4 protein-coding genes are annotated in these 3,475 nt (G+C 68.7%); all 4 read left to right on the top strand.

Annotated elements, in window-relative coordinates; genetic code table 11:
- The first annotated feature begins 446 nt into the window (after nt 1-446).
- Nucleotides 447-746 carry a hypothetical protein gene (locus ACRX5S_RS38645; RefSeq protein ID WP_436777949.1) on the top strand — a complete coding sequence of 100 codons (300 nt, stop codon included), beginning with the start codon at nt 447-449 and terminating at the stop codon, nt 744-746.
- Between the two features lie 55 nt (nt 747-801).
- A complete protein-coding gene (locus ACRX5S_RS38640) occupies nt 802-1,302 on the top strand; it encodes a hypothetical protein (RefSeq protein ID WP_436777948.1) in 501 nt (166 codons plus the stop codon).
- A gap of 212 nt (nt 1,303-1,514) precedes the next feature.
- Nucleotides 1,515-2,552 carry a 5'/3'-nucleotidase SurE gene (locus tag ACRX5S_RS38635; protein ID WP_436777947.1) on the top strand — a complete coding sequence of 346 codons (1,038 nt, stop codon included), beginning with the start codon at nt 1,515-1,517 and terminating at the stop codon, nt 2,550-2,552.
- A gap of 102 nt (nt 2,553-2,654) precedes the next feature.
- On the top strand, nt 2,655-3,475 hold an 821-nt coding region (locus ACRX5S_RS38630), incomplete at its 3' end, for a spermidine synthase (RefSeq protein WP_436777946.1).

The following is a 3,475-nucleotide window of genomic DNA, read 5'->3' as shown; positions in this document are numbered from 1 at the left end:
GAGCTTAGCACACCGTTTCCGGTCTGTTTCGCTTTCCGCTTTGCCTTCGGAATCGACCCTTGCGGGCTTTTCCCTGCGGCGCTCCAGACTTTAGCGGATCGCATTTCGTTTCGCCTAATCGGCGATCCGGCCTGCCATTCCGAGTCCATCCGGAAGGATCCGGGCACACGACGAGCGGGCACGCAGCGCGGAGCGCGACGTACATCGATCGAGAGTGGTGCTGCGGATCCCCGCTCGCGGGACCAGCCAGCGAGTGCCTCGGCACACGCTGTCTCAGGTCTCCCTGCTGAGCGGTGGGATGACTGTACCCACGTCGTCACGCTCTCGCAAATCGAGGTTTGCCACGCGTGTCCCCTTGGTACGCCTGGCCTCCGGGGCCTTGCCGGGCATCTCCCCCAGGTCGGACAAGTCCGTTTCACCGGACCGATCCCGAGCACGGTTCACCCATGAGGACTACGAGGTCATACCGAACACACGCGAACCCGATCGCGATGGTGATCCGGGTTGTCACGGCCGTCGTCGTCGGCATCATCGTCCTGCACATCCTGTTGGTGCTTCTGGAGGCCAACCCCGCGAACGACCTCGTCCGGACGATGGGCGACTGGGCCGGCTCCCTGACCGAATGGTCGGAGGACCTGTTCACACCGGACAGCTACAAGGCACGCATCTTCGTCAACGAGGGCTTGGCGGCGATCGTGTACGCGCTGATCGGCGGCGCGTTGTCACGGGCCGCGACACGCCTCTGACGCGTGCACGGCGTCGCGAGGGCTCTCCTCGAAGCGGGCCGAGCAGACTGGTCTCATGATGGTGTCGTCATACGACGCCGACCGGAGGACCTTGATGCCGCTGCTCACGCCCGAGACGTTGGGCGACCTGCTGGCCGAGTACGACTTCGAGAACGGCTGCGTGACCCGGGTGGGCATCGACGACCCTTTCACCCCCGGCGGCGCGTCGGCCCGGATCGTCGTCGACGCGCGGGACCGCGAGCACGGCTGGCCTTGGACGCCCATCGAGTTCCGCTTGGCGGGTCTGCGCGACTACCGGCTGGAGCACGGCAAGGGCTTCTCCGGAATGCTCTACTTCGACCCGGTGGTCTCGCGGTTCGCCGACGAGACGCACGGCGAGCTGCTGTACCTCGACTTCGATCCGGTCGACGGGCCCGGCCAGTACGAGCCGGTCGACGCCGTCGACATCGTCGGGCGCTCGCAGTGCTTCTTCGCCGCCGAGCAGATCTCGTGGCACGTGCTGTCTCCGGAGGAGAGCCCCCGGCTTGCCGCGGGGTCACCTTCGTCGGCCGAGTGAGGCACCTGAGGCACTTTCGGGTGAGGCGCTGCGGGGCGGCGGCGGACTGAGTCGGGGGCCCGCCGGACACGGTCAGGAGCCACGACTGAGCGGGTCCGCGTACGCGACCGTATGGGCATTTCCGCAGGTCGGAGGCGTCCAGGCTCGATCGTTAGGTCACGTTAAGGTTACAAACCTTTTATTCACTCGGTTTTGACTCCTAGTTTCCCGGCATGCATCTCACCACCAAGCACCTCGTCCCCGCGATGGCCGCCGGCGTCCTCGCGCTGGCGCTCACCGCCAGTGCTTCGGCCGCCCCGAACGGCCGGTCGCAGCCGACCACTTCGCTCAGCGGCATGAAGATCCTGCTGAGCAACGACGATTCGATGCAGAACGCCCGTCCGGACGGCTCCGACGGACGCGGCCTCTACGAGGTCCGGCGCGCGCTGTGCGCCGCCGGTGCCGACGTCGTCGTCATGGCCCCGTGGCAGTTCATGAGCGGCGCCGGTACGAGCATGACCGGCAGTGGCTCGCTGACCGTCTCGCAGCGCACCGCCCTGCCGACCGGATTCGAGAACGACTGCTCCGACGCTCCGTCGAAGGGCGCCGTCTTCGGCGTATGCAAGGGCACGGCCCCGTGCGGGCCGACGACCGCGAGCGCGACACCGGGCGACACCGTACGCCTGGCCCTGCGCGGCGGCCTGGCCGCCAAGGTCGGCTGGCCGAACGGCCCGGACCTGGTCGTCACCGGTGCCAACTCCGGGCCCAACGTCGGCAATGTGACCTACGAATCGGGCACGTTGAGCGCCGCGATCATGGCCGTCGAGAACGGCAAGCCCGCCATAGCGCTCAGCTCGGGCTTCGACCCCGCGACGTTCGGGATCACCGAGCGCACGTACCGCGAGTTCGCCGACTTCGTGCCGGGCTTTGTCGGCGAGCTGAAGAAGCGGCGCCTGCTGACCGACGAGTATGCGATCAACGTGAACTACCCGAACGCCGTCGAGGGCAGGGACCCCGGGCGGCCGGTGTGGACCGAGATCGGGACGGAGACGGTCCTCGCGGTGTCGTACAAGCCGACCGGCGACACCTTCGCATTGGGCATGGGCGACTGCAACACGCCGGGCACGTTCTGCCGTGCGGAGGAGAAGCGCAGGTCGGACTGGTCCGAGCTGAACAAGGGACGCATCACCGTGAGCACGGCGACGGGCGACCGCTCGTACACCGGACACGACGATCTGCGGCTCGAAGTGTTCCTGAAGACCGGTCACTGAGAAGACCGATCGCTCAGAAGACCGGTCACTCGGCGGCCCCGGCACATTTCCGTGCGACGAACGTGCCTGGGCCGCCCGGTCCGACGTGCGGATACTGGTTCCATGGCGGAGAGACAGCGGCGCACGCGGGGCGCGCGGGAGACCGTTCGCGCCGTCGTGGACTCGGGGGCCGTCGAGCTCGCACCGGACCCGGACCGGCCACGGGCCTGGACCCTCCTCCTGGACGGGGCGCCGCAGTCACACGTCGACCTCGACGATCCGACGTGGCTGGAGTTCGAGTACATCCGCCGCCTCGGGCACATCGCGGACCTGGCCGCGCCGGCGCGACAGCCCGTCCAGGCCCTGCACCTCGGCGGCGGGGCGCTGAGCCTCCCCCGCTATCTGGCCGCCACGCGCCCGCGGTCCCGGCAGCAGGTGGTGGAGATCGACGCGCGCCTGATCGCGTTCGTACGCGAGCACCTGCCGCTGGAGAAGTCCGCGCAGGTCAGGATCCGCAACGGGGACGCGCGGGCGGTGGCGGCCAAGGCGCCGGACGGGGTGTTCGACCTCACGGTCGTGGACGCGTACGGGGGCTCGCGTGTGCCCGCGCATCTGACCTCGGTGGAGTTCGTCCAGGAGATCGCTCGCACGCTGCGTCCGGAGGGCGTCTACACCGCGAATCTCGCGGACGGCGGTCGGCTCGACTTCGTCCGGGCCCAAATAGCGACCGTGGAGGCGGTGTTCCCGCATGTGCTGATGATCGGCGATCCCGCGGTCTTTCGCGGACGCCGCTTCGGCAACGTCATCGTGGCCGCTTCGCGCCGCGAGCTGCCGGTCGCCGAACTGACCCGGCGCACGGCGTCCGACCCTTTTCCCGGACGCGTGCAGCACGGGGACGCGCTGGACGGCTTCACGGGAGGCGCGGCGGTCGTGCTGGACACGAC

The sequence above is a fragment of the Yinghuangia sp. YIM S09857 genome (assembly GCF_051388915.1).
Classification (GTDB): domain Bacteria; phylum Actinomycetota; class Actinomycetes; order Streptomycetales; family Streptomycetaceae; genus Yinghuangia.
This window is presented reverse-complemented; position numbering and strand designations above follow the sequence as displayed.